This window comes from Plantactinospora sp. BC1 (assembly GCF_003030345.1).
In the GTDB taxonomy this organism is placed as follows: Bacteria; Actinomycetota; Actinomycetes; order Mycobacteriales; family Micromonosporaceae; genus Plantactinospora.
In genome coordinates, this window is the sequence record NZ_CP028158.1 from 2,250,665 (window position 1) to 2,270,341 (window position 19,677).

The window sequence follows — 19,677 nt, forward strand, 5'->3', positions numbered from 1 at the left end:
GCGGTCAGCTCTGCGCTGCCGCCATCCGCTGGCGCAGGCTCAGCGGGCGCATGTCGGTCCAGACCTCGCCGATCCGGGCGAGGCAGTCGGCACGCGGGCCCTCGGTGCCCTCGGCGTGCCAGCCCGCCGGCAGATCCCGGTCGGCGGGCCAGATGGAGTACTGCTCCTCGTCGTTGCGGACCACCCGGTACACCCGGTCGTCGGTCTGCTCGTCAGCCATCGGAACTCCTTGTGGTTGGTCGAGGCTCCGGCCGGGGCCGGATCACCTGGGATAGGCGGTGCCGCCGGTGGCGGGCAGGAAGTCGTCGACGCGGATGCCGAGGCCCCGCTCGACGGCGGCGGCCCGGACGAACTCCGCGAGGGCGATGTCCAGGGCGCCGAGGCCGAACGGCGAGAAGACCACCATCCGGCCGGGATCGCGGCGGAAGCCGCCGGTGCCGCGCAGGATCTGACCGATCGGCGCGTCGATGAAGTCGCGGTGCCCGACCTGCTGTTCGGTCAGGTGCAGCGAGGTCCGTTCCCGGCAGACGTGGTCGACGTCGTCGACCACGTTCTGGCTGGCCAGGATCGTCGCCGGGGTCAGGTCGCGCAGCGAGACGTGCAGCACGAGCGTGCCGGGGCGGGCCGGGCCGAGGTCGAGGTGCGGCTCGGCCGCCGTGGTGGCGATCGAGACCAGGTCGTGCGCCGCGACGGCCCGGCCGGCGTCGGCGGCCAGCGTCACGTGCAGGGTCGGCGAGAGGTCCGCGCACTGCCGGGCGAACGCCGCCGCCCGGGTGCAGTCGCTGTCGAAGAGGGTCACCTCGGTCAGCGTCGGCAGCGCGGCGAGCAGGAAGCGCAGCACCTCGAGGTTGATCACGCCGCAGCCGATCAGCGTCACCCCGCTCGGCCCGGGCTCGCGGACCAGCAGCCGGGCCGCCAGCGCGGCACTGGCCGCGGTCCGCTTGGCGGAGATCACCGAGCCTTCGAGCAGCGCCGTCGGCGCTCCGGTGTCCAGGTCGTTGATCACGATCGAGGCGCTGGCCCGGGCCAGCCCGGAGGCGATGTTCCCCGGCCAGGAGGCGATCCACTTCATCCCGGCGGCCGGCGACTTCCCGCCGACGTACGCGGGCAGCCCGATGATCCGGTTGCGCGGCTGGTCGGGAAAGCGGAGGAAGATCGAGTGCGGTACCGCGGTGGCACCCTCGTCGTGCAACCGGTACGCCTCGCCGACCAGCTCGATCAGCGCGAGTTCGCGCTCGGCGAGGATCTGCCGCACGTCGTCATGTCGAAGGATCAGCATCAGGCCTGATCACCCACCGGAGGCTTCCTTCCAGAGGTGCGAAACTTCACCGAAGCGGCTCCGTACCCAGTCGTCGGAATAGATCGTGTCGAGGTAGCGGTCGCCACCGTCGGGGAAGATGAGCACGCACTTCGCGTCCTCGGGGATGCTCGGAACGCGCCGCTCCAGGGCCGCCACGGTGGCCCCGGAGGAGCCGCCGGCCAGGATCGCCTCCCGGGCGGTGAGCCGGCGGCAGGCGGCGACGCACTCCAGGTCGGTCACGTGGATGACCTCGTCGGCGGCGTCCGGGTCGAAGAGTCCCGGCCGCAGCGACGCGCCGTGCCCGGGAAGCAGCCGCTCGATCGGCTGCTGCCCCTCGAAGATCATGCTGCCGACCGCGTCGACCGCGACGATCTTCGTGTTCAGCCCGTGCTGCCGGACGTAGTCCGCGCAACCGCGCAGGGTGCCGCAGGAGCTGACCGCGCAGAACAGGTAGTCGACGGAACCGTCGAGCGCCTCGACGATCTCGGCCATCGTCTGCCGGTGCGCGACCGGGTTGAGCGGGTTCGCGTACTGGTTGGGCCAGAACGCGTGCGGGGTGTTCGAGACCAGTTCGCGGACCCGGCGTACCCGCACCGGCAGATACTCGCCGCTGTCGGGATCGGGCCGGTTCACCACCTCGACCGACGCCTGGTACGCCCGCAGTATCGCGAGGTTCTGTTCGGTCGTCTTCGCGTCCACGACGCAGACGAACCGGAGCCCGAAATACCGGCAGATCTGGGCGAGCCCGACGGCCAGGTTTCCCGAGCTCGACTCGACCACCACCGACCGGCCCGGCTGGAGTTCGCCGCTGCGGATTTTCTCCAACAGCATGCTCAGCGCGGTCCGGTCCTTGACGCTGCCGCCGGGATTGAAGCGCTCCAGCTTGGCGAACACCTTGATTCGAGAATCGGGGACCAGGCGTTCGAGTTCCACCAGGGGTGTGTTCCCGACGGCCGCGAGGATGCCCTTCAGCGCGTGCGGTGAACCTTTTTCAACCTCCCCTTGAGGTTGGTCGTGGCCGCCGGTGAGAGCCGGCGTGCAGGCGCCGTGCTCTCCAGGTCGTAAAAGGTCCATTGGCACGGCTTTCCCTTCGCGGGTCAGTTACGTTCCCCGGAAACGTCACCCCAGGTGCCGTTCCCACGGTTGGCGCCGGCCTGCTTTCTCGGCTCCTAGTCATCCTGCGACCCGCGGCTATACCAGCCCCATATCGAAACTATCTTCGAAAACGAACCGGGCTCCGCCACCTGAGGAAACAGGTGACGGAGCCCGGAAAGGGTCCGATGTGGGCGGTTATTCGCGTACGCCGGCCAGCTCGACCGCGCCGGACCGGAAGGCGAGCCGGACCGGTACCACCGCACCGAGTACGGCCAGCGCGGCGCTGACCACCGTGATCACCGCGACGGTGCCCCACGGCACGCTGACCGGGGTCGCCCCGACGAGCTGCCCCAGGGCGAGCCGCAGCCCGGCCAGGTTCACCGCCGACGCCCCGACCGCGAGCAGCACCCCGACGCCGGCCACCAGCAGCGACTCGGCGGCGAAGACCCGGAGCACCTGTCGCGGGGTGGCGCCGGCCAGCCGCAGGATCGCCAGGTCCCGGAGCCGGTCCGAGGTCGCCATCACCAGCGTGTTGACGATGGCGATGAGGCAGAAGACGATCGCGATGCCGAGCACCAGCAGCATGCCCAGCGTGCTGGCCTGGCTGTTCTCGCTGCTCTCCTCGCCGAGCCAGTCCTCCGCCGCGACCGCCCGGGCACCCAGCCCGGCGGTGGCGCTGCCCAGCGCCGACCGGACGGCCGCCGCGTCGGTGCCGTCCTGCACCGAGACGTAGACCCGGCGGGCCAGGCCGGTGAAGGCGTACCTGGCGGTGCCGGCGTACTTCGTGCTCAGGTAGGCGACGTCGTTGCTGCCCGAGGTGGTGTCGAGCACCGCCACCACCCGCAGCGGCACGCTGCTGCCGTCGGCCATGAAGACCTCGACGGTCTCGCCGACCCCGACTCCCCAGTCGTCGTTGACGATGATGGTGTCGTCGCGCAGGTCGGCCGGGTTGCCCTCGTCGACCGGCAGGCTGAGGGTGCCCGACAGCGCCGCCGGGTCGACGGCCAGCGCCTCGTAGTCGGCGAGCCGGGCGTCGTCCCGGACGTACACCATGGTCGGCAGCGCGGCGACCACGTCGACGCCGGGGATCGCCCGGACCCGCTCGGTGACCGCCTCGTTGATCCCGGGCGTACCGTTCGGGGTGACCACGAAGTCGGCGGTGACCTGGTTGCGCCGGCCGCTGTCCTTGGCCCGGTCGATGGTGGCGGCGGCGCCGAGCAGCGAGATGGAGAGCCCGACGGTGAGCAGCACCGGCGCGGCGGTGGCCGCGGTACGCCGCACCGAGGTCAGCGCGCTCTCCCGGACCAGCATCCCGGCGGCACCGCGGAGCCGGCCGAGCGGCCAGGTGATCAGTCGGGCGATCGGCTTCACCACCACCGGGGCGAGCAGCGCGAAGGCGAGGATCGGCAGCATCAGCACCCCGATGTACCGGGTCGGCACCATCACCATGCCCGGGTTCACCACCGCCACCCAGCCGATGGTGACCAGTCCGAAGGCGAGCGCGAGCAGGCCGTAGAGCCACCGGCCGGAGGTCATGGTGCGGGAGTCGACGGCGGCGTCCCGGAGCGCCTCGATCGGGCGTACGTCACCGGCCCGGCGGGACGCCGCCCAGACCCCGGCCAGCGCCACTCCCAGCCCCACGCAGAAGGCGATCAGCAGCGGCACCCAGACCGCCGGCCCGGTGGAGAACCCGACGGTGAACCACGGCGGGGCGAGCCCCAGGTCGACCATCCAGCCGGCCAGCAGCGGCGCGACGGCGAGCCCGAGGGCGCAGCCGGCGACCGCGGAGGCGAGCCCGACCACGAACGCCTCGGTGAGCACCATCCGGCGTACCTGCCGGGGCGTGGCGCCGACCGTGCGGAGCAGGGCGATCTCCCGGCGCCGCTGGGCGACCGCGAAGGCGAAGGTCGAGGCGACCAGGAAGATCGAGACGAAGCCGGCGACCACGGCGGTGATCGGCAGCAGCGTCTGGGTGTTGTCGATCGCCTCCCGGTCGGCGTTGTAGCTCGGGTCGAGTACGTTGCGCCGCTGACCGGTGAGCACCTCGGCGTCCCCGCCGACGGCCTGGCGTACCGCCTCCGGCGCCCCGTAGGCGACCAGCGCCTCGACCCGGGGCGAGAGCCGGGCCGCCTCGGCGTCGGTGAAGAAGACCGCGGACTCGAAGTCGGCCGGCGCCGTCACCCCGGCGACGGTGTAGTCGCGTGGCCCGCCGGTGGTGAAGACGGTGACCCGGTCGCCCGGCCCGGCACCGCCGCTCGGCACCACGACCTCGGTGTCGGCCTGCGGCGGCCGGCCGGCGGCCAGCGCGTACGGCGCGAACTCGGCGCTGGACCAGCCGTGCCCGACCTGGTCGTCGGGGCCGCCGGCGAGCTGGGCGTAGAAGTTGCGGACCGGTACCGTCCGGCCCAGCGCGCCGACCTCGGCGGCCAGCGCGTCGGAGATGCCCCGGGCCTGGATCAGGGAGCGGCTGCCCGGATCGTGCCGGGCCGGATCCCACTCCGGGTCGAGCGCGGCGACCACCACCGGGGCGGCGGCGAACCGCTGCGGTGCCCGCTCGGGCAGCCCCAGGGTGGCGCCGATCTCCAGCCCCATCGCGGCGATCATGCCGGCGCCCAGGGTCAGCGCGACGAAGGTACCGACGAACGCGGCCCAGCGCACCCGCAGGGTCTGCAACGCGATGCTCAGCACGCGCCGACCTCCATCCGGGTCATCCGGGCGGCGATCGTCTCCGCCGTCGGGTTGACCAGCTCACCGGCGAGCACCCCGTCGGCGAGGAAGACCACCCGGTCGGCGTTGGCGGCGGTCACCGGGTCGTGCGTGACCATCACGATGGTCTGCTGGTGCCGGTCGACCAGGCCGCGCAGCAGCGCCAGCACCTCCCGGCTGGTGCTGGTGTCCAGCGCACCGGTCGGCTCGTCGGCGAAGAGCACCGCCGGCTTCGTGACCAGGGCGCGGGCGATCGCCACCCGCTGCTGCTGGCCGCCGGAGAGCTGCGCCGGCCGGTGCCCGCCCCGGTTGCCGAGCCCCACCTCGGCGAGTACCTCCGCCACCTCGGACCGGCTCGGCTTGCGGCCGGCCAGCCGCAGCGGCAGCGCCACGTTCTGCTCGGCGGTCAGCGACGGCAGCAGGTTGAAGGCCTGGAAGACGAAGCCGATCTTGTCCCGCCGGAGGAGCGTCAACGCGGTCTCGCTCAGCCCGGTCAGGTCGGTGCCGCCGATCACCACCCGGCCGCCGGTCGGCCGGTCCAGCCCGGCCGCGCACTGTAGGAGGGTCGACTTGCCCGAGCCGGACGGCCCCATGATCGCCGTGAAGCTTCCGGCCCGCAGATCGAGCGACACGCCTCTCAGGGCGGTCACCTCGTTCTGACCCGAACCGTACGTCTTGCTCAGCGACTCCAGCCGCACAGCCTGCTCCATAGCGAGCATCCAATCACTGATCGTTAGATCGACACATGAGATACCACCCTGAGAACCCCCGGACCGGCGACCCTGAGGTGTCCCGGGTTTCGGGCGGTTCCCCCCGGGATCCGGGTGTTCCCCGGTTCACTGCCCGGGCGAGACGCCGCCGGTACCCAACGCGAGCAGTTGTTCCAGTTGTGCGCTGTCGACAAGGGAGACCCGGTCGATCCGGCGCGTCGGGTCGGCGGTAGCCGCCTCCAGCAGCCGGCGGTAGTGCCCGGTAAGCCGCTCTATGGTCGCACCGTCGAACAAATCCGTGTTGTACCGGAAGGCACCGGTGAATGAATCCTCCGTCTGGCGCAGCTCCACGTTGAGGTCGAACTGCCCCTCCAGCTGCGGTACGTCGAACGCGGCCAGCCGAAGCCCCCGGTAGGAGATCTCCGGGCCCACGGCGGAGCCCTCCGGCACCAGTGGCAGCGGCGGGTCCAGCCGGTCCGCCGCGACCATCGTGAAGGCGATTCGGAACAGCGGCGACCGGGTGCTGCCCCGGGCCCCGCCGAGCATCCGGTCCAGCAGCGGGAACGGGTAGCCGACGTGGGCCAGTCCGGAGAGGAGTTCCCGGTGTGCCGCCGCCACCGCGTCGGCGAAGGTGGCCCCGGTGGCGAAGGACGAACGCAACACCAGGGTGTTGACCAGATAGCCGACCACCTCCCGCAGCCCCCGGCCGTGCCGGGTCGCCACCGGACAGCCGACCGCGAAGTCGTCCTGGCCGCCGTACCGGTACAGGGTGGCCTGGAAGACCCCGAGCAGGAAGGCGAACGGGGTCACCCCGGCCGCCGAGGCCGCCGCCCGGACCCGGGCCGCCAGCTCGTCGGGGAGCCGCAGGTGGTAGGTCGCCCCGTCGAAGGTCTGCCGCTCCGGTCGGGGCCGGTCGACCGGGATCGCCCCGGCCGACACGCCGGTGCAGCGATTCCGCCAGTACCGTTCCAGCCGCTCCCGTCGGGGCGAGTCGAGGAGTACCCGCTCCGCCTCGACATAGTCCAGGAAGCTGCCGGTCAGCGGCGCCCAGTCCGGTGCGCCACCGGCCGCGATCCCCTGGTATCCGGCCAGCAGGTCCCGCAGCAGCAGCCACTGCGAGGTGGCGTCGCTGATGATGTGGTGGGTGACCACGACCAGGGCGGCGTCCTCGGCGGAGCGGCGCAGCAGCACCACCCGGAAGACGTCGCCGGCACCGAGCCGGAACGGCACCTCGCCGACCGACCGGGCCAGCCCGAGCAGCGCCTCGTCGGTGCGGCCCGGAACGTCCCGGACCTCCAGCCACCGGGAGCCGTCCGCCGGCCCGGCACCGGCCGGCGGGACGAACTGCCGGGGTACCCCGTCGACCTCGGCGAAGGCCGTGCCGAGCACCGGGTGCCGGGCCACCAGCGCGCCGACCGCCCGGCCCAGCGCCGCGACGTCCAGCGCGGACCGGACCCGGACCGCGAGGGTGATGTTGTACGCCGGGCTCTCCGGCGCGAGCTGGTAGAGGAACCAGAGCGCCTCCTGCCCGACCGAGAGTGGATGGCCGGGGCCGGACAGCGGACCGGCCGGCCCGGCCGCCGACTCGTCCGGGCGGATGCCCTGCACGGTCATCCCCGGGCGCCCAGCACGCCGTGCAGGTGCTTGGCGAGGGCGTTGACGCTCGGGTGGTCCCAGGCCATCGTGGGCTCCACCTCGATGTCGAACCGCTCCTCCACGTCCCCGCTCAGGGTCATCGCGTAGACCGAGTCGAGGCCGATCTCGACCAGCGGGGCGTCGGCGTCGATCTCCTCGGCCGACCGTTGCAGATAGAAGGCGATCCGGCCGACCAGCCAGCTACGGATGGCGTCGACGGAGGTGTCTTGGATGGTTCCGGACATGGTGCACTCCTTTGGCGTACGGACGGAGACGGTCAGCCGGCGAGACGCCGGTTGACCAGATCGAAGCCGCGGTTGTCCTGGTGCCGCTCCAGCAGCTCGACGAAGAGGTGCCGCTCCAGCCCGTCCGGTGCCGCGCCCGGGTCGAGGCCCAGCCGTCCGGCGAGCCGGGTCAGCGCGGCGAGCAGCCACGGGGTGTCCCGCAGGAACGGGTCGTCCTGGTTGTGCCGCCACACCCCGAGGCAGGCGGCGGCGGCCAGCACGGTCGTGTACCGGTCGGTCAGCTCGAAGCTGCGCCGGCCGGCGATCACGGTACGGTCCCGGGGCGGCAGGTCGGCGCAGACCTCGGCGAGCCGGTCGAGTTCGGCGGTGAAGAGGCCGCAGAGCCGGGCGAGGGCCGGCTCGGCACCCGGTTCGGCGCCGTGTTCCCGGAGCGTGCCGGCCAGGCTGTCCACGCCCCGGGCGGAGAGCCCGAGAGCGCCGAAGTCCAGCGGCGGCAACGAACCGCCGAGCCGGAACAGCTCCGGCGGCGGTGCCGGCGACGAGCGCCAGCCCTGCTGGGCCAGCCGGGGCAGCTGCGGGATGATCGTCGCCTGGCAGACCGCCGCGCTGGCGTGGGTGAGCGTCGCGGCGAGCAGGTCCCGCAGGTTCTTCTGGAAGATCGCGTACGGGCCGTCCCGCAGGTACGACCGGGCGCCCAGCACCACCGAGAGCCGGTGCACCGCCTCCTGCAACATCTTCGGCACCAGGTATTTCACGGCGGCGCTGTAGACACTGGTCTGCCCCGGCAGCACGTGCAGGGCCCGGGCCACCACGGTGGCCAGACAGTCGCTGACCAGCAGGTCCAGGAAGGCGTCGACCAGGGTGGTCCGGGCGTGCGGCAGCTCGGCCACCGGCAGCCCGTACAGCCGGCGGTCGAGGGCGAACCGCAGCACCGTACGCAGTTGGGTGTCGACGATCCCGACCGCCATCCCGGGCAGTACGCCCCGGGTCACCTGGAAGGCCCGCAGCACCGTCTCCATCGCGCCGCCGGGTTCGCCGACGACCGCGTCGGCCGGCACCGGGCAGCCGTCGAACTCCAGCCCGCCGAGCAGCACCCCGCGCACCCCGGCGGTGCGGTAGCGGCGCAACTGCCGCAGGTGCTCCGCCGGCAGCGCGGCCATGTCCAGCAGCAGGTGCGAGTGGCTGCGGCTGCCCGGCCGGTCGTCGGTGCGGGCGAAGAGCGTCACCGCGTCCGCCCGGCTCAGGTTGCCGACCATCTCCTTGCGACCGGTCACCAGGAAGCGGTCGCCGTCGGGCCGGGCCCGCAGCTCGGCCCGGCCGAAGTCGGTGCCGTGCGCCAGCTCGTTGTAGCCGGCCGACGCCTTCCCGTGCCGCAGCAGCAGGTCGGCCATCCAGCGCCGCTGCCGCGCGGTGCCGTCGGTCCAGACCGGGGTGGCGGCGATGAAGGTGGTGACCCCGTAGCCGACCCCGAGGGTGGTGTCCCGGCGGAACACCGCGCGCAGCACCTGGGCCAGCCGGTCGGCCCGGTCGAACCGGCCGCCGAGGGCCCGGGGCACGAACTCGGCGTTCAGCCCGTACCCGTCGAGCGCCCGCTCGCCGTCGGCGAGCAGTTCGCCGCGCTCGTCGGCGGCGAGCAGCGCCGGATAGCCGACCGGGTTCGTCGGATCGTGCGGATTCCCGAGGTACGTCTCCAGGTCCGGGTCAGCGTCGGGAGCCGGGACCGGGCCGGGGACGCGGGCGGTGTCGACGCTCATCGGGCTGCCACCTCGGAAAGCTCTGCGGCCGGCTCGGCGGAGCGCGCCGCGGGCTCGGACGTCTGCGGGCCCGCCTCGGCGAGCCGGGCCGGGAGCAGGGAGAAGAGCCGGCCCTCCCGGTGCTGGGCCCGCAGGTCCGGCAGCAGCCGGTCGTAGTCCTCGCCGTCGTCGGTCTCGGAGCCGGTCCCGGCGGCCGGGCGGAGCTGCCCGATCAGCCGGTGCAGGCAGGCGCGCAGCCAGCGGGCGTCCGCCCAGAGCGGGGCGGTCGGGCCGTCGGAGAGCCAGTGCCGGTTGCGCAGCCAGAGTTGCAGGCAGGCGGCGGCGGCGAAGGCGAGCGCGTACTCGCCGGCCATCGCGAACGCCTCGGCCGGCACCTGCCGGGGCTGCGGCCGGTACGCGGCCATCCGCTCGTGCAGCCGGTCGACCAGCCCGGCCAGCGTCTCGGCCTGGCCGGCCAGCGCCTGCGGGGCGATGCCGGCGTCGACGAGTTCCAGTACCTCGGCGACGGCGACCGGCAACCGCTGCACCACGCTGCACCCGGTCCGGGAGAGCAGCGCCAGCCGGCTCCGGTCGAAGTCGGGCAGCGGCCGGGCCAGCTCGACGGTGTCGGCCAGCCCGGGGTCGACCACGCCCCGCCGGTATCCGCGTACCAGGCCCGGGAACTGGTTGACCAGGGTGTTCAGGTTGACCAGGGTGTTGCCGTCGAAGATGCCGACGATCCGGTGGTCGCGTTCGATCTTCTGGAACAGCCCGTCGGCGTGGTCGGCGGTGAGCAGGGCGCGGGCCCCGAGCACCTGGCCCAGCCTCGGGATGGTCCGGTCCATCATCGTCGGCACCAGGTATTTGGCGACCGCCGAGGTGACGCTCAGCTCGCCGGGGATGGCGTGGATGCCGCGCGCGGTCAGCATGCTGGTGGCCTCACCGATCAGCAGGTCGACGTACGCCTCGGTGAGGGTGCGGTTCGCGTGCGGCAGGTCGACCAGCGGCCGGTCGTAGAGCCGGTGCCCGGTGGCGAAGTCGAGGACCAGCCGCAGCGCCTGGTCACCCAGGCCGAGCGACATCGCCGCGCACATGGTGCGGGTGAGCTGGACGCTCTTCAGCACGATCTCCGGGCCGACGCCGGTCGAGCCGACCAGTGCGTCGGCCGGCACCTCGGCGCCGGTGAAGGCGATCCCGCTGATGTCCGCCCCGCGTACCCCGTGGGTGCGCTCCTTGGGCAGGCAGCGGAAGGTGCCGGGGGCGAGCCGCCGCTTGTCCACCATCAACAGGCTGAAGCCCCGAGTGCCGCCGGCCGGTTCGGTCCGGGCGAGTACGCAGACCACGTCCCCCCGGCTGGCGTTGTTGATCAGCCACTTCTCGCCGTCGACCCGGTAGCCGTCCCCGGTCGGCACCGCCGACACCTCACCGGCGAGCAGGTCGCTGCCGTGCTCCCGCTCGGTCAGCGCCAGCGAGATCACGCTGCCGGCGAGCACCTCGGCACCGACCCGGCGGGCCTGCTCCGGGGTGGCGCCGACCCAGGCCGAGACGGCACCGAGGTAGGTCTTGCCGTGCCCGATCGCGACGGTCAGGTCCCGGCGGGCCAGGATCCGCACCGCGTGCAGCAGCTCCTCGTAGTCGCGCAGCTCGCCGCCGAACTCGGCCGGCACGTACCAGCGGGGCAGGCCGAGCCGGTCCAGCTCGGCGCAGATCTCGGCCGGGAACTCCTCCCGGGCGTCCAGCGCGACGCAGCGGGCGAACGAGGCCGGCCGGTCCGGGTCGTGCGGGTCGCCGAGGCCGTGGTCGAGATGCTCGGCGAGGGCGAAGGCCGGATAGCGCATCCCGGTCACCCCCGCCCGGCCGGCACCGGCTGCGCGGCCCGCCCGGCCCGGTAGCGGTCCCGGACCTCCGGATCGAGATCCTCGTACGTCGCGTCGAGCACGCCGGAGACGAAGAGTTCCCGCATCATGGTGCGCTGGATCTTTCCGCTGGTGGTACGCCGGACCTGACCGACCCGGACGAAGACGACGTTCGCCACCCGGAGCCCGAGGATCCGGCTCAGCGTCGACTTGACCGCACCGGCCAGCCCGGCGATCTCGGCGGCGTCCCGGGCCCGGGTGCGCAGCTCCTGGACCACCACGATCTCCTCCCGGGGCGCCGGCACCGAGAAGACCGCGCAGGGCAGCCCGGCGAACGCCTCGGCGACCTCCCGGACCTCCCGCTCCACGTCGTGCGGGTAGAGGTTGCGGCCGTGCACGATCATCATTTCCTTGATCCGGCCGGTGACGTACAGCTCGCCGTCGTCGAGGGTGCCGAGGTCACCGGTACGCAGGAAGCCGCCGTCGCCGTCCGCGGTCACCGCGCCGAAGGCCCGCCGGGTCGCCTCCGGGTCCCCCCAGTAGCCTCGGGTCACGCTGCCGCCCCGGATCCACACCTCGCCGACCCGGCCGTCCGGCAGCACCGTGGAGGTGCCGGGGTCGATGATCCGTACGTCCAGCGCGTTGACCCGGCCGCTGCCGACCAGGGCCAGCCCGGAGGGCGTACCGGCGGGCAGCGGGGTGAAGACGTCCCGGGCCAGCTCGGCGGGGTCGACGTACGCCGTCACCGGGGCACCGGCCGGGCGGGCCCCGGTGACGCAGAGCGTCGCCTCGGCCAGCCCGTACGTCGGCAGGAACGACTCGTAGCGGAAACCGGCCGGGGCGAACCGGGCGGCGAACCGCTCCAGGGTGGCCGGGTCGATCGGCTCGGCACCGTTGCAGGCGTACCGCCAGCGGGACAGGTCCAGCGCGGCGACCTGCTCGTCGGTGAGCAGCCGGGCGCAGAGGTCGTACGCGAAGTTCGGCGCGCAGGCCACCTCGGCGCCGTACCGGTCGATCGCCTCCAGCCACAGCTGCGGCCGCTTGAGGAAGTCGTTCGGCCGGATCAGCACGGCGGTGCTGCCGAGATAGAGCGGCGCGATCAGCATCGCGATCAGGCCCATGTCGTGATAGAGCGGCAGCCAGCTACAGAACCGGGTCTGGTCGGTCCAGCCGAGGGTGCGGTGCACCGAGCCGATGTTGTGCAGCACGTTGCCGTGGGTGACCATCACGCCCTTCGGGTCGCTGGTCGAGCCCGAGGTGTACTGGAGGAACGCGATGTCGTCGGGACGGGCCGGATACGGCAGCCACCCGTCCGCGGCCGTCCCGGCACCGTCGGTCGGCTCCCCGCCCGGGTCGCCCGCGCCGCCGCCCCCACCCGGGGCGTCCAGGTCGGTCGCCGCGAAGGCCAGGTGGTCCAGTCCCTCCTGGAGCATCCAGTCGTCGACCGCGCCCAGGTTCCCCGGATCGGTCAGCACCACCGCCACGTCCGCGTTCCGGGCGATCGCGCTGGTCCGGTCGGCGTGGTGCCGGTAGTTCGCCGGCAGCGGCACCGGCACCGGGATCACGCCCGCGTAGAGGCAGCCGAGGAAGCCGGCCACGAACTCCAACCCGGTCGGATACAGCAGCAGCGCCCGGTCACCCGGCCGGCACCGCCGGCCCAGCCAGGCCGCCGTCGACCGGGCCGCCCGGTCGAGTTCGGCGTACGTCAGGGACGTCTCGACGAACCGCTCCCCCGCACCACGGCAGAACACCACCGCCTGCCGTTCCGGCGATCCGGCCACGTTGTGCCGGACCGCCTCGACGATGCTTCCCTTGGACACGTTTGTTTCCCCGGCTTCTCCGCACGGCGTCCACCGCGCCATCGGCGTTTCCGTGGCAGACCGTACGATCGACGTCCATATTCGGGCTATATCAACGGGCTCAGCCGCAGCCGCCGGCATGCCCCTCGTCGGTCCGGCCCGGCGCACCCACCGGCACCGGCTCCGGTGCCGCCCCCTCACCGTTCCCCGGCACCTGCGGCGGCTCGGCGGGACGGGGCTTCGCGGTCCCGCGCTTGGCGGCGACCGAGGCGGCGAACGCGGCCAGCCGGTCCACCCCCCAGAACCGGTCGAAGCCGTGTACGAAGAACGGCACCCCGAACACGCCGTCGCGGTAGATGTCGAGCAGCGCCCCGACGCCCTGGCGACGTACCTCCGGATCGTCCGCCGCCCCGGAGACCTCGGCCGGGTCGAGCCCCAGCTCGGCGGCGATCTCGGCGACCGTGGACCGGTCGCAGATGTTCCGCCCCTCCTCCCACCTGGCCCGGTACGCCCGCTCCAGGTAGGCCGGTCCGGCACCGTGCCGCGCCGCCACCAGGTAGCCGAGGTGCGGGATCTCCCAGACCGGCTCCCGGTCGACCGGCCAGCTGAACGTCAGCCCGCGCTCGGCGGTGAGCCGCCGGACGTCCTGGAGCACGTAGAGGTGCTTGGCCCGGGACATCGCGGTGTAGACGAACTCGCCGCCGGCCTCGGCGAGCAGCCGCGAACTCTGCTCGTCCGGCTCCCAGAACGGCACCCAGTCCAACTCGGACACTAGCTCCGGATACCGCTGGTGCAGGTCCCGGTAGGCGAGCCAGGAGTACGGGCTGCGCAGGCTGAAGTAGAACCGTGGGGTGCGGCGCACCGCCATGGGAAACTCCTCGGGTGCTTCGGGGCGGGCGCGCTACAGCGCGATGCCGCCGTCGACTTGGAAGACCTGGCCGGTGACGTAGGAGGCCCGGTCCGAGACGAGGAAGCCGACCAGGTCGGCGGTCTCCTCCGCCCGGCCGAACCGGCCCAGCGGGATCCGGCCCAGCATCTCCTTGGTGACCGCCGGCGGCAGCCCCGCGGTCATGTCGGTCTCGATGAAGCCGGGTGCGACGACGTTGGCGCGGATGCCGTACCGACCCATCTCCTTGGCCAGCGCCTTGGTGAAGCCGATGATCCCGGCCTTGGACGCCGAGTAGTTGGTCTGCCCGGCGTTGCCGGCCACCCCGGCCACCGAGGAGAGCGTCACCACCGCGCCGCGCCGCCGCTTCATCATCGCGAAGACCGCGGACCGGCACACCGTGTAGGTGCCGTCCAGGTTGGTCCGCAGCACGCTGTGCCACTCGTCCTCGCCCATCAGCACCAGCGGCCGGTCCCGGGTCACCCCGGCGACGGTCACCACCGCGTCGATCGGGCCCAACTCGTCCTCGGTGGCGGAGACGAAGTCGCGTACCTGCGCCAGGTCCACCACGTCGACCTGCCGGGTCAGTACCCGGGCCCCGGCCTCGCGGGCCGCCTTGGCCGCCAGTTCCGCCGCCTCCGCGTTGGCCTGGAAGCAGAAGGCCACGTCGAAGCCGTCGGCGGCCAGTCGGCTCACCACCGCCCGGCCGATGCCCCGGGATCCGCCGCTGACCAGCGCGACCCGTCGCTCGTTCTCGCTCATGTCGCTCCTCACACCCCGACCGGGGTCGGGCCGGCCGGGCGCAGCGCGTCCAGCGGGCGCAGGGTCTGCACGAACTGGCCGAGCCGCATCACCGGCTCGCCGCCGACCACGGTCTCGCCCTCGAGGATCACCGTCTCGCCGATGACCTTGACCAGCCGGACCCGGTGTTCGAGGACGTCCCCGGGGTAGACCGGGTTGCCGAAGGTGACGTTGCTGATCGACCCGGCCAGCACCACCTTCCCGGCCAGCACGTCCGGGTTGGGGGTCTCCCAGCTCGCCAGCAGCACCGCCGCCTGGGCCCAGGACTCGACGATCAACGTCCCCGGGTACGCGTAGTCGCGGTCCACGGACGTCTCGTCGAGCAGTTCGTAGCAGGCCTCGCTACAGGTCACCGCCTTGAGCGCGGCCAGCCGCTCACCCGGCACCAGCTCGACCACCCGGTCGAGCAGCAGGATCGGATACCGCTGGGGTATCACCTTCCTGATCCCGGCAACCCCGATCATCGGTTCTCCTCGAAGCGGTAGCGCAGGCGCAGGTCGGCGGCCGGACCGCGCCCCGTGTTGATCTTGGCTGTGCAGCGCAGTTCCGGCCCGGCCCAGGAGAACTTCGCCTCGATCCGCAGTTCGTCGCCGGGCGCGACCGGACTGAGGAAACGGCACCGGTCCATCGCGGCCAGCTCGGGGCGGCGCCCCTCGCCCAGCGCCGCCCGTACGGTCTGGCCGACCAGTTCGACCACGTACACCCCGGGCAGCACCGGGAAGCCCGGGAAGTGCCCGGTGAAGACCGGATCGGCGGGATCCACCTTCGCGGTCGAGACCGCCGAGGAGTCGTCGGCCTCGACCAGTTCCACCAGGTCCGCCAGGGGCGCGCAGCGCGGCGTCACGAGCCGCCCCGCAGCTTGCCGTCGAGGAGCTGGTAGGTGCTGTCCAGCGTGCTGACGGCGATCAGCTCGCTCTCCTCCATCTTGACGCCGTACCGCTTCTCCAGCCGGACGGTGATCTCCAGGGCCATCAGGGAGTCCACCTCCAGGTCGTTGACGAAGTGCGCGTCGTCGGTGACGTCGGAGAGGTCGACGTCGATGGTGTCGGCGATGAGCTGCCGGAGGTCTTCCTTGTCGAGCCTCGTGGTGAGCTGGTCAGACATGACTTTCCGTCCTTTCGGTGTGGATCTCGTGGTCCTCGGAGTGGGCGTCCTCGCCCGGGGATGGCTCGGCGAGCACGGACTCGACGACGCCGAGCTGGTAGTCGCCGGAGCGGAAGCCGGGATGGCGCAGCAGCCGGCGGTGGAAGCCGACGTTCGTGGTCACCCCCGCCGACCGGTACTCGGCCAGCGCCCGGTCCAGCCGGCGCAGCGCCTCCTCCCGGGTGGCGCCGTGCGTGACGACCTTGGCCAGCAGCGAGTCGTAGAACGGCGGTACGACGTAGCCGTCGTAGAGGTGGCTGTCCACCCGTACGCCGGGACCGGCCGGCATCCGCAGCCCGTGCAGCCGGCCGGTCGAACCGGCCCAGTCCCGGTCGACGTCCTCGGCGTTGATCCGCGCCTCGATCGAGTGCCCCTCGAACCGGACGTCGGACTGGGTCAGGTCCAGCCGTTCCCCGGCGGCGATCCGGATCATCCAGGCGACGATGTCGATCCCGGTACGTACCTCGGTGATCGGGTGCTCGACCTGGAGCCGGGTGTTCATCTCCATGAAGTACGCCGCACCGTCCGGCGCGACCAGGAACTCGAAGGTGCCGGCGCTGACGTAGCCGATGTCCCGGGCCCCGGCCACCGCCGCCGCGCACAGCCGCTCCCGCAGCCCCGGGTCCAGCGCCGGGGACGGGGACTCCTCGACCAGCTTCTGGTGCCGGCGCTGGACCGAGCAGTCCCGCTCGCCGAGGTGCAGCACGGTGCCGTGCCCGTCGGCGAGTATCTGCACCTCGATGTGCCGGGCGGCCGGCAGGTAGCGCTCCAGGTAGACCCGGTCGTCGCCGAAGAGGGTCCGCGCGGCGGACCGGGTCGTCTCGTACGCCAGCGGCAGGTCCTCGGCCTGGTGCACCACCGCGATGCCCCGGCCACCGCCGCCGGCCACCGCCTTGACGATCAGCGGGAAGCCGATCTCGGCGCCGACCGTCACCGCGTCGCCGAGCGAGTCGACGGTGCCGTCCGAGCCGGGCAGCACCGGTACCCCGGCGGCCCGCATCGCCGCCCGGGCGGCCACCTTGTCGCCCATCAGCGCGATGTGCTCGGCGGCCGGGCCGACGAAGGTGAGCCCGACGTTGCGGCAGGAGGCGGCGAAGACCGGGTCCTCGGAGACGAAGCCGCAGCCCGGGTGCACCGCGTCGGCGCCGGACTTGGCGGCGGCGTAGAGGATGGCCGGGATGTTGGTGTAGCTGCGGGCGACCGGGCCCGGTCCGATGTGCACCGCCTGGTCGGCGAGCTGCACCGCCAGGCTGTCCCGGTCGGCGGAGGAGTAGACCTGCACGCTCTCCAGGCCGAGGTCGCGGCAGGCGCGGATGATCCGGACGGCGATCTCGCCCCGGTTGCAGATGAGTACCCGGTTGACCATCGTCGGCACCTCAGCCCGGCTCGATGCTGAGCAGCGGCTGCTCGTACTCGACGACCTCGCCGTCGGTGACGTGCACGGCCCGGACGATCCCGGCCCGGTCGGTGAGGACCGGGTTCATCATCTTCATCGCCTCCACGATCGCGACCTGGTCGCCGGCCTCGACCCGCTGGCCGATCTCGGCGAAGGGCGGCTGGTCCGGGCCGGGAGACCGGTAGAAGACCCCCATCAGCGGTGCCGTCACCGGCACGGTGCCGGCCGCCGGGGCGACCGCCGTGGCGACGGCGGCCACGGCCGCGCCCGGTACCGCCGCCACGGCCGCGCCGGGCACGGCGGAGAGCGCCGCGCCGGTCACCGCCGGGTCGCCGGTGACGGTGACGACCGCCTCCCGGCCCGGCTCGGCACCCTCGACCTCGATCTGGACGTCGGCCACCCGCACCCGGACCCGCCGGATCGCCGGGTCCCGGACCAGTTCCGCCACCTCGGCGGCGGCCCGTACCGCCCCACGCAGCGCGGCGTCGCCCGGCCCGGCACCGGCCGGCACCGCCGCTCCAGCCGAGTGCGCTCCGCCGCCGTTCGCTGCCGTCGGCCCGGTGCCGTTCGCGGTCACCGGGCCGGTGCCGTTGGCCGCCCGGACGGCGGCCGATTCGCGGACCTGCTCAGACATGCGCGCCTTCCTTCCAGGGTTCCGCCACCGGGCTGCCGGTGGCGGTGCCGTCCGGGGCCAGCACGCCGTAGCCGCGCAGCCGGCGGTAGCGGGCGGCCAGCAGTTCCTCGACCGGGACCCCGGCGAGCTGGCGCAGCAGCCGGCCGACCGCCTCGGCGACGAGTCCGGCGGCCCGCTCCGGGTCGCCGGGCGGCTCCGGCAGGATCTCGTCGACCACACCGAGCCGGCCGAGGTCCTCGGCGCGCAGCCGCAGCGCCCGGGCGGCCACCGGGGCCTGCCCGGCGTCGCCGAAGAGGATCGCGGCGCAGCCCTCCGGGCTGATCACCGAGAAGACGCCGTTCTCCTGGATCAGCAGCCGGTCCGCGACCGCCAGCGCCAGGGCGCCGCCACTGCCACCCTCGCCGGTGATCACCGCGACCACCGGGGTACGCAGCCCCGCCGCCAGCGCCAGCGTCTCGGCGATCGCGGCGCTCTGGTTGCCCTCCTCGGCGGCGAGTCCGGGGTACGCCCCCGGGGTGTCCACCAGGGTCACCACCGGTACGCCCCAGCGCTGCGCCAGCTCGAAGAGCCGCATCACCTTGCGATAGCCCGCCGGGTGCGGCATGCCGAAGTTGTTCGCCACGTTCTCCCTGGTGTCCCGCCCCTTGGCGTGCCCGACCACCACCACCGGGCTGCCGTCCAGCCGGGCCAGCCCGCCGACGATCGCGGAGTCGTCGCGTTCCCAGCGGTCGCCGTGCAGCTCGACGAAGTCGCCGAAGATCCGCTCGATGTGCTGCCGCACCGTCGGCCGGTCGGCGGCCCGGGCCCGGCCCACCGCCGTCCAGGCGTCCACCGAACGCTCGGGCCGGTCGTCGTGGCCCGGGGCACGGGACGGCCGGCGAGCGGCGGCCGCCACCGGGTTCCCGGCCGAGGTGCCGGCCGCCGCCGCGCAGAAGCCGACCAGCCGGGCCAGTACGCCCCGCAGCTCCTGACGGCGTACCACCAGGTCGACGTGGCCGTGCTCGTGCAGGAAGCGTGCGGTCTGGAAGCCCGCCGGCAGCGGCTGCCGGATCGTCTGCTCGATCACCCGGGGTCCGGCGAAACCGGCCCGGGTCCCCTCCTCGGCGATGATCACGTCGCCGAGGCTGGCGAAGGAGGCGGCCACCCCGCCGTACACCGGGTCGGTGAGCACGCTGACGTAGGGCACCCCGGCGTCCCGGAGCAGCCGGATCGCGGCGGCGGTCTTGGCCATCTGCAACAGCGAGAGCACGCCCTCCTGCATCCGGGCCCCACCGGAGGCGCTGACCGCGACCAGCGGTACCCCGTGGTCCAGCGCCGTCTCGGCGGCCCGGGCGACCTTCTCGCCGACGACCGAGCCCATGCTGCCGCCGAGGAAGGCGAAGTCGAGCACCACCAGCGCGACCCGGTGCCCGCCGATGGTCGCCATCCCCAGCACGGCGCCGTCGGCCCGGCCGGTCCTGGCCCGGGCCCGGGCCAGCCGCTGCGGGTACGGCATCCGGTCGGTGAACTCCAGCGGGTCGGCGGCGGCGAGTTCGGCGTCGTGCTCGACGAAGCTGTCCGGGTCGACCAGCAGCGCGATCCGGTCGTCGGCACGCAGCGGCAGGTGGTGACCGCACTCCGGGCAGGTGTGCAGGGCCCGGGCGAGCCGGTCCCGGTGCAGCAGCGCCGCGCAGCGCGGACACGGCTGCCACACGCCGTCCGGAAGCCCGTTGATCAGGTCCAGTGTGGAGGCTCCCAC

General features: G+C 73.3%; 18 protein-coding genes. All 18 read right to left on the minus strand.

What is annotated here, in order from left to right; genetic code table 11:
* Nucleotides 1-4: 4 nt before the first annotated feature.
* The 18 genes from C6361_RS09430 to accD all read right to left on the minus strand — a co-directional run bounded on the left by C6361_RS09430 (nt 5) and on the right by accD (nt 19,677).
* Nucleotides 5-220 carry an MbtH family NRPS accessory protein gene (locus tag C6361_RS09430; RefSeq protein ID WP_101365415.1) on the minus strand — a complete coding sequence of 72 codons (216 nt, stop codon included), beginning with the start codon at nt 218-220 and terminating at the stop codon, nt 5-7.
* A 42-nt stretch (nt 221-262) separates the two neighbouring features.
* Nucleotides 263-1,279: a 2,3-diaminopropionate biosynthesis protein SbnB gene (sbnB, locus tag C6361_RS09435; RefSeq protein WP_107267503.1), complete on the minus strand. Its 1,017-nt coding sequence runs from the start codon at nt 1,277-1,279 to the stop codon at nt 263-265.
* 9 nt (nt 1,280-1,288) lie between these two features.
* Nucleotides 1,289-2,263 carry a 2,3-diaminopropionate biosynthesis protein SbnA gene (gene sbnA, locus C6361_RS09440; RefSeq protein ID WP_234359582.1) on the minus strand — a complete coding sequence of 325 codons (975 nt, stop codon included), beginning with the start codon at nt 2,261-2,263 and terminating at the stop codon, nt 1,289-1,291.
* A 327-nt stretch (nt 2,264-2,590) separates the two neighbouring features.
* Entirely contained in the window at nt 2,591-5,083 is a 2,493-nt protein-coding gene (locus C6361_RS09445; protein WP_199853308.1) for an FtsX-like permease family protein, read from the minus strand.
* Nucleotides 5,077-5,811, minus strand: a complete 735-nt coding sequence (locus tag C6361_RS09450; protein ID WP_234359429.1) for an ABC transporter ATP-binding protein — start codon at nt 5,809-5,811, stop codon at nt 5,077-5,079. The genes C6361_RS09445 and C6361_RS09450 overlap by 7 nt, the downstream gene beginning before the upstream one ends.
* 126 nt (nt 5,812-5,937) lie before the next feature.
* A complete protein-coding gene (locus C6361_RS09455; protein ID WP_107267506.1) occupies nt 5,938-7,425 on the minus strand; it encodes a condensation domain-containing protein in 1,488 nt (495 codons plus the stop codon).
* Complete coding sequence (locus C6361_RS09460; RefSeq protein ID WP_107257175.1) at nt 7,422-7,691, minus strand: acyl carrier protein; 270 nt, start codon at nt 7,689-7,691, stop codon at nt 7,422-7,424. The genes C6361_RS09455 and C6361_RS09460 overlap by 4 nt, the downstream gene beginning before the upstream one ends.
* Before the next feature lie 32 nt (nt 7,692-7,723).
* Nucleotides 7,724-9,445 (minus strand): acyl-CoA dehydrogenase, encoded by a 1,722-nt coding sequence (locus C6361_RS09465; RefSeq protein ID WP_107267507.1) that lies wholly within the window; start codon nt 9,443-9,445, stop codon nt 7,724-7,726.
* A complete protein-coding gene (locus C6361_RS09470; RefSeq protein WP_107270849.1) occupies nt 9,442-11,262 on the minus strand; it encodes an acyl-CoA dehydrogenase family protein in 1,821 nt (606 codons plus the stop codon). The genes C6361_RS09465 and C6361_RS09470 overlap by 4 nt, the downstream gene beginning before the upstream one ends.
* A gap of 5 nt (nt 11,263-11,267) precedes the next feature.
* A complete protein-coding gene (locus C6361_RS09475; protein ID WP_159079266.1) occupies nt 11,268-13,100 on the minus strand; it encodes a fatty acyl-AMP ligase in 1,833 nt (610 codons plus the stop codon).
* Between the two features lie 100 nt (nt 13,101-13,200).
* Nucleotides 13,201-13,947 carry a 2-hydroxychromene-2-carboxylate isomerase gene (locus C6361_RS09480; RefSeq protein WP_107267509.1) on the minus strand — a complete coding sequence of 249 codons (747 nt, stop codon included), beginning with the start codon at nt 13,945-13,947 and terminating at the stop codon, nt 13,201-13,203.
* A gap of 33 nt (nt 13,948-13,980) precedes the next feature.
* Complete coding sequence (fabG, locus tag C6361_RS09485; RefSeq protein ID WP_107257179.1) at nt 13,981-14,727, minus strand: 3-oxoacyl-[acyl-carrier-protein] reductase; 747 nt, start codon at nt 14,725-14,727, stop codon at nt 13,981-13,983.
* 8 nt (nt 14,728-14,735) lie between these two features.
* A complete protein-coding gene (locus tag C6361_RS09490; RefSeq protein ID WP_107257180.1) occupies nt 14,736-15,230 on the minus strand; it encodes a 3-hydroxyacyl-ACP dehydratase FabZ family protein in 495 nt (164 codons plus the stop codon).
* Nucleotides 15,227-15,610 (minus strand): 3-hydroxyacyl-ACP dehydratase FabZ family protein, encoded by a 384-nt coding sequence (locus C6361_RS09495; RefSeq protein ID WP_107267510.1) that lies wholly within the window; start codon nt 15,608-15,610, stop codon nt 15,227-15,229. The genes C6361_RS09490 and C6361_RS09495 overlap by 4 nt, the downstream gene beginning before the upstream one ends.
* Nucleotides 15,607-15,870 carry an acyl carrier protein gene (locus tag C6361_RS09500; RefSeq protein WP_107257182.1) on the minus strand — a complete coding sequence of 88 codons (264 nt, stop codon included), beginning with the start codon at nt 15,868-15,870 and terminating at the stop codon, nt 15,607-15,609. The genes C6361_RS09495 and C6361_RS09500 overlap by 4 nt, the downstream gene beginning before the upstream one ends.
* Nucleotides 15,863-17,275, minus strand: coding sequence for an acetyl/propionyl/methylcrotonyl-CoA carboxylase subunit alpha (locus tag C6361_RS09505; protein WP_107270850.1), 1,413 nt, complete (start codon nt 17,273-17,275; stop codon nt 15,863-15,865). The genes C6361_RS09500 and C6361_RS09505 overlap by 8 nt, the downstream gene beginning before the upstream one ends.
* A gap of 10 nt (nt 17,276-17,285) precedes the next feature.
* On the minus strand, nt 17,286-17,939 hold the full coding sequence (locus tag C6361_RS09510) for a biotin/lipoyl-containing protein (RefSeq protein WP_107267511.1): 654 nt from the start codon (nt 17,937-17,939) through the stop codon (nt 17,286-17,288).
* Nucleotides 17,932-19,677, minus strand: a complete 1,746-nt coding sequence (gene accD, locus C6361_RS09515) for an acetyl-CoA carboxylase, carboxyltransferase subunit beta (protein ID WP_234359430.1) — start codon at nt 19,675-19,677, stop codon at nt 17,932-17,934. The genes C6361_RS09510 and accD overlap by 8 nt, the downstream gene beginning before the upstream one ends.